This window comes from Halalkalibacter flavus (assembly GCF_036663575.1).
GTDB lineage: Bacteria > Bacillota > Bacilli > Bacillales > Bacillaceae_D > Halalkalibacter > Halalkalibacter flavus.
This window is the reverse complement of the sequence record NZ_JAWRVK010000084.1, coordinates 1-6162: the sequence shown is the minus strand read 5'-3', so window position 1 is coordinate 6162 and position 6162 is coordinate 1. Positions and strand designations below refer to the sequence as shown.

The following is a 6162-nucleotide window of genomic DNA, read 5'->3' as shown; positions in this document are numbered from 1 at the left end:
GATATTAAATCTCTTTTAATTCGCTTGGCTTTTGTTCAGTTTTCAAAGAACTCGTTAACCGCTGTTTCATCAGCGACTTTTATTATCATAACATAATATTTTGTTCTGCGCAATATTTTTTTAAAAAGTTTTTTTCGCATTCACCACCGATTCAATCAATACCGTCGAAAATAAATAATATATCACGAATCATAATTCTACGCAATAGTTAATTTGGAATTAATTTTCGCGGCTAGGTTTAATAATCTACCATACTAACAACACATTAGCAACTATAAATCCAAAAACAACGAATGCGATATCCACTTACGTACGAGGTCACCGCCGAACCGGAAATTGTCAATCATTCGATTATTAAATGGATCCTTCAACCCATTGTCGAAAACGCCATTATCCATGGGATCGATCCGCTTCGTTCTGAAGGAAACATAACAATCAACGCACGATCAGACAAGGATCGTATCCTATTTTCGATTACCGATAATGGAGTTGGCATCGAGCCTTCGAAACTATCCGAAATCCGAGAACAGTTAAAATACGGTTCAGCTACCTTAACAAAATATAAAAATCGGGTTGACTTATACAATGTCCAAACAAGAATCCTATCCCATTATGGAGATGAATTTGGTCTCTCAATCGAAAGCACAGTCAACAAAGGAACCTCAGTAACGATTACACTTCCTAAAGAAGAAGGAGGAAATGGAAATGCATAAAATGCTTATTGTTGATGATGATTGGATGATCTCAGACAGCTTAAAATCAATGGACGAATGGATTGATTTAAACATTGATGTCGTCAGTACCGCCGAAAATGGACAAGAAGCTCTCTATTGGCTCGAAAAAGAATCGATCGACATCATCCTAACTGATATTCGCATGCCTCATATGAATGGCTTAGAATTAACGAAACATATTCTTGACCATAAATTAAAACCCGCAGTCATTATTATGAGCAGCTACGAAGAATTCTCGTATGCCCAACAAGCATTGAAATACAATGCCAAAGGGTATATCCTAAAACCAATCGATACAAATGAACTATTTGAGCTCATCAAAAAGGTGCAACAAGAAATGGCTAACAAGCAGCAGCCCCCTATTGAGCACAACGACCAACCTGTCACAGAATCTCAAACACACCAGGAAAGGTTAATAACAAATACAATCTCTTATATTCAATCAAACTATATGGAGCCTCTCACATTAAAGTACTTATCCGACCGTGTTCACTTAAGTGAGCACTACCTCGGACAACTATTTAAAACCGTAACCGGTGAATCCTTCATGAGCTATTTAACCACTTACCGAATGAAAAGGTCTTGTGAATTATTAAAAAACCCGGTATTAAAGGTTTACGAAATTAGCGAAAGAGTCGGTTACACAGATTCGAAACATTTTACGAAGGTGTTTAATAAGACGCATGGGTGTACACCGAAGGAATACCGGAAAAATAAATTAGTTAAGTCGGTGTGATTTGGTGTCAAACGACTCCATTTTTTGCTAGGGCTTGGTATATCTAAATCCGCGCAATATACTGTCTCTAATAAACCAAAATTTTCAAAACACAAAGGGAGCCGGTTTCATAAAGAAATAGCTCATGTTTTTTACATCTCCACTTTTTGGGGGCTTGACCAATGGGTTGTGCTTTACTTGCCTGGCAACGTCCTTGCTCGCCATTTCTCTTCTACGGGCATGGAGTAATTTCTACCCTTATCTCTAGGGATCAGATGTAAAAACGTTCATTGTAACTATTATCAGAGAGAGCTATTTAAATGAATTGTTATAAAATATTAGGTATTCTAGACATTGTGTGTTATGCTTCATCTAACCATTTTACCACTTGTATCATGTTTGCCCCGAGGCTGACTAAAAGTAAAATGCCATATCCGTCAAATCGAGAATATAGACTTTTACCATATGGTTTATTTATCGGATTTGTTAAAGGGTAGGTATTCATTAGTCAGCCTATTTTGTATGTATTGTTTGTTTACATAAAAAAAGGACTCTACTCTAGAGTCCTTTCTCAATTATGCTTTGTTTACATTAACAGCTTGAGGTCCACGTTGACCTTGCTCAGTGTCAAATGTAACCTTTTGGCCTTCATCTAAAGATTTAAATCCTTCGCCTTGGATAGCTGAGAAATGTACGAATACATCATCTCCACCTTCAACTTCGATGAAACCGAATCCTTTTTCTGCGTTAAACCATTTTACTGTACCTTCTTGCATAGTATGTTTCCTCCTGCGGTAGATTACGTCCACCATTTATTACTATAGTTGTTCAGTTATCAAAGGCGAAAAGTTTAAACACTTATTCGTTCCTACCGATCGAACAAAAATAATTCTTTCTAAGAATAACAGATAGGATTCAAAAAGGCAAATTTTGTTTAATTTGGAAGAATAGGTACCAAAACTCATACAACACGATGCTTGTAGTTTATATTGACATTTTTACCCTCTAGATGGTCAAACAACATCCGCGTAAAAGTACCAAATTGACATCAATTCCAGAGTCAATTTTTGTTGCAGCTATAGGTTCATTCGTTGCACGGTCTTCCATAATAAGCGGAATCCATCCCCTGAAACAGAGGATTGGTTAACATCGCTTCAAGTCGCTTTTAAAAAAAGATACATGTTAATTTCCCTGTACAAAACTCATATGAGGCAATGGTATGATAACGTTATGTGGGTTACGTATAGGTTATTATTTACAAGATAAGACCAAAACCGCATAGGTTCTTGAAACTGTTTGTGCGTTGACTCATCGACATTTCTAGGTTTGTTTTACCGCTCTTTCATAACGTTTCGAAGTTGCTATAATAGAACTGTAAATATATTTTAGACTATCAATAACAATTAAGAGTTTACTAATTTTACAATTAATAAACTGAAAGGAAACTACTGATATGAAACATCATTTTTTTCCGACTATTATTGGAGGAATCATTAGTTTTATAATTTTTACATTTGATTATTTCCAATTCAGTCTAATAGAGAAATTTTTAATGTTTGCTTTTTTTGTGATTTCACCACTAACTATTATGTTAATTAACAACAATGATCAAACAAAGGTTCAAAAAAAGATTTATTCCCTCATAACTGTTCTGCATTTCCCTGCAGCACTTCTTTCTTTAGCTTCCCTTATGAGCAATAAAACCTGGGAAGCCGTAAATAGTGCTATTTCAGGATCTTTATCTCTTGCGTGGCTTCTTTTTACTTTCTTACTCGCTTTATATGGATTGCTTTTAATTTCAGAGAAAAAAGAAAAGATAGAAGAAATAGCAATCGGTGCAGGGTTGATTTATTTTTTTATTGGAGGTATTTGGTATACCCTTTATCAATTTCAACTAACCTTTCTACTAGTCGATCCTACAGTCAGTGCTTTAAGCTCTGTTCATTTTCATTTTTCATCTGCTATTGTTCCTATTTTTATTGGAATGCTAGGACGGATCATGGTCAAAAAAAGCTGGTATAGCTGGTTAGTTGTAATTGATATCATCGGACCAATTTTGATTGCCATTGGAATTGTTTTTTCTAAACCACTGGAGATAATTGGTGTAAGCATCTTTGCCTGTAATATAATCATTTATAGTACCTATCTCCTTTTGAAAATAAGAAAAAGCACTATAAAAAGTAGTGGAAACCTATTTCTAACCCTTTCCTCCCTTGCTTTTTACAGTATCATTGTAATTTCAATTTGTTATCCGATAGCGAAAAGGTATTTTTCCTTAACCATTTTGGATATGGTACCTATATACGGATCACTACATGCGTTTGGATTTGTATTATTTGGATTGCTAGGATGGATCTTAATGACTTATTATCCACATAAACGAGCTATTTGAAGAAGATATCTATCAATTACTTATTTGGTTGATAGACTACAGAAAAAACTCAATTAGAAGTAGAAGATTACGATGGAGTGGATTTGGACCACTACAGAACTTCATCTCACGCCACTAGCAACACCAACACCGCCTGGAAAATCCGATACACCACCTGGTAAACGAGGAAGTTAATTGGAACAGCAATTAGGCTTAGAGAATCTACCCCTTTCTCTAAGCTTTTTTTAACAAGATCATGGAATTTGATTATATTCCGCCTTAAGAGATTCTAGGTGAATAGTAACGGGTTCAGTTTTAGGAGGGAAAACAACAAATTACAGTTTCTTTAACCTTGAAAATATCATAATCAGTAACAAGCTATTTCGTATAGCTTGTTTTTCTTTTCTAAAAAAAGTTATGACGTTTTAATATTCATTTTATCCAACCAAATAACACGGTATTTAACAAACAAATTTTTGACTGAATAACAGATATTAGTCATGTGTTATTTATTGTGCTGAAACATCTGTTAATTCTAATGTTACTTTGCGTACAAAAAAAAGAAGCGAAACCATTTCGTCTCTCACAATTAAATTATTCATTTTTGATATGAACTGTTTAACAAGAGTATGAATAACTTTGAATGTAATAGTTACTCCTTATTCTAAAATTTACAATAAGGAGTAACTCATGCCACTTACAGATTTATTATTAAGACTTGTCTTAGCTTTCGGAACTTTGTTAGCTCTTACCAGAATTATGGGTAGAAAAGAAATTTCCCAAATGACTTTTTTTAACTTTGTTTCTGGTATCGCAATTGGTACTATCGGTGCTTCTCTAGCTATTGATCCTTCACTTAGTATTCGCAATGGATTAATTGCACTTGTTGGCTGGACCCTAATAACTATTTTTCTGGGTTACATAGATATAAAATCAAAAAAGGTTCGTGAAGTAATCGAGGGACAGCCAAGAATCCTGATTAAAAAAGGTCAAATTATGGAAGACGAGATGCGAAAAGTCCATTTAGATATTGACGCACTAAATGCTTTATTAAGACAAAAAAATGTATTTGCTGTGTCAGATGTAGACTATGCGATTCTCGAAACAGATGGAAATTTATCTGTCATGAAAAAGGAACCCAATCAACCAGTTTTAAAATCAGATTTAGGAATACAAAACCCTACACCAAATACTTACCCTATCAATACCGAATGGCTAGAGCAACAATTACGTTTATCAGGAATTAATTCAATTTCAGATGTTTTTTATGCAGAAGTACAAAAGGACGGAACGCTATATATTGATGACAAAATGATATGTTGCATTAAATGAGGGATGTTTCCCCCCCCTCTTTTGATGACAGTTTCGCTCTTATTTTCACATCATACCTTATCTTTTCGCAGAGTAATCTGTTAAAAAAAATCGTTATTTCTTTTTGCGAAAATCAATGTTAATTTAAGTTTAATAAGGCTATGATTTAGGAAGTAAAGCGACAGATTAATTGGCATCTTCTCTCCCTAAACTGAACCCCTTAGATGAACAGCGAGTTCTTTATTTTCCGATATAGTGATGGAACCCAAGTTATTCATTAGAATTATCAATTATGTTCAATACCTAGCAGTATGTCTAATGGTACTGCAAATCTTCTCAGAAGGTAACTTTAAATAGCCTTACGTAATCGTTTATGTACATAGAAAAACTACACCCCTATTGCTAGTTGTGTTTAACAATAAGGGGGCAGTTTAAACATGGAGTATTTCGAGAAGTTTACCCCCGTAGTAACCATATACCAGTAAAATCAAAAAAATCTTATTGCATACTATATAGCTTTATTCAAAAAATAATAAAAAAAGCAAGGAGAGTATTCATGAGACACATTTCCCTTCAAATCGAAAAAATGAGTTGTGGTCATTGTATCCCCGATGTAATAGAAGCATTAAAAACAATCAACGGTGTTATTTCAGTTGATGGAAATGAAAATACCGATATCGTCACAGTTGATTTTGATGAGAGCATAACCGGCCTCCCTGAAATGAAGGTAGCTGTTGAAAAAACTGGGCATTTAATAATTTAATAAGGTAAGAATATGTGACGAAATTATGTAGCATTTATTCTACAGCTTTTTAGCGAATAAGCTTTTTATTCCCCCTCAATATTTCATGCAAAATTCAAAACCACCAGTGTGAACTGGTGGCAGATTGTCGAGAAACCCCACTTTTTAAAAGCAGGGTTTCTATTTTGACTTTATTTCTTTCTCTAAGATTCAAGAAATTACTCATAAATGGAAGATTGCCAGCCATCTCACCCTTTGGTGAGGTGGTTGGCAATCTTCTTTATGTTCT

6 protein-coding genes and 1 pseudogene are annotated in these 6162 nt (G+C 34.5%); 5 read left to right on the top strand and 2 right to left on the bottom strand.

Annotated features, from left to right (window positions below; genetic code table 11):
* Positions 1–293: 293 nt before the first annotated feature.
* Together SAY88_RS24280 and SAY88_RS24275 are read left to right on the top strand one after the other, a co-directional pair.
* On the top strand, positions 294–713 hold the full coding sequence (locus SAY88_RS24280; protein WP_332635005.1) for a sensor histidine kinase: 420 nt from the start codon (positions 294–296) through the stop codon (positions 711–713).
* Positions 706–1470, top strand: coding sequence for a response regulator transcription factor (locus SAY88_RS24275; RefSeq protein WP_332635004.1), 765 nt, complete (start codon positions 706–708; stop codon positions 1468–1470). Before SAY88_RS24280 ends, SAY88_RS24275 begins: the two co-directional genes overlap by 8 nt.
* A gap of 554 nt (positions 1471–2024) precedes the next feature.
* Here SAY88_RS24275 and SAY88_RS24270 read toward each other — a convergent pair.
* Together SAY88_RS24270 and SAY88_RS26125 are read right to left on the bottom strand one after the other, a co-directional pair.
* Positions 2025–2225, bottom strand: coding sequence for a cold-shock protein (locus SAY88_RS24270; RefSeq protein WP_250098471.1), 201 nt, complete (start codon positions 2223–2225; stop codon positions 2025–2027).
* Positions 2226–2416: 191 nt separating this feature from the next.
* Positions 2417–2750, bottom strand: a pseudogene (locus SAY88_RS26125) (malate:quinone oxidoreductase); the annotation flags it as partial.
* A 152-nt stretch (positions 2751–2902) separates the two neighbouring features.
* On the opposite strand from SAY88_RS26125, the gene SAY88_RS24260 reads away from it, so the two are divergent.
* From SAY88_RS24260 to SAY88_RS24250, 3 genes are all read left to right on the top strand, one after another.
* Positions 2903–3841, top strand: coding sequence for a YndJ family transporter (locus SAY88_RS24260; RefSeq protein WP_332635002.1), 939 nt, complete (start codon positions 2903–2905; stop codon positions 3839–3841).
* A 669-nt stretch (positions 3842–4510) separates the two neighbouring features.
* Positions 4511–5152: a DUF421 domain-containing protein gene (locus SAY88_RS24255; RefSeq protein WP_332635000.1), complete on the top strand. Its 642-nt coding sequence runs from the start codon at positions 4511–4513 to the stop codon at positions 5150–5152.
* A gap of 535 nt (positions 5153–5687) precedes the next feature.
* Positions 5688–5894 carry a heavy-metal-associated domain-containing protein gene (locus SAY88_RS24250; protein ID WP_332634998.1) on the top strand — a complete coding sequence of 69 codons (207 nt, stop codon included), beginning with the start codon at positions 5688–5690 and terminating at the stop codon, positions 5892–5894.
* Positions 5895–6162 lie beyond the last annotated feature (268 nt).

Excerpts from the sequence above, each read along its gene's own strand:
- SAY88_RS24280 (WP_332635005.1), top strand. The coding sequence starts at position 294 with ATGCGATATCCACTTACGTACGAGGTCACCGCCGAACCGGAAATTGTC.
- SAY88_RS24275 (WP_332635004.1), top strand. The coding sequence starts at position 706 with ATGCATAAAATGCTTATTGTTGATGATGATTGGATGATCTCAGACAGC.
- SAY88_RS24270 (WP_250098471.1), bottom strand. The coding sequence starts at position 2,225 with ATGCAAGAAGGTACAGTAAAATGGTTTAACGCAGAAAAAGGATTCGGT.
- SAY88_RS24260 (WP_332635002.1), top strand. The coding sequence starts at position 2,903 with ATGAAACATCATTTTTTTCCGACTATTATTGGAGGAATCATTAGTTTT.
- SAY88_RS24255 (WP_332635000.1), top strand. The coding sequence starts at position 4,511 with ATGCCACTTACAGATTTATTATTAAGACTTGTCTTAGCTTTCGGAACT.
- SAY88_RS24250 (WP_332634998.1), top strand. The coding sequence starts at position 5,688 with ATGAGACACATTTCCCTTCAAATCGAAAAAATGAGTTGTGGTCATTGT.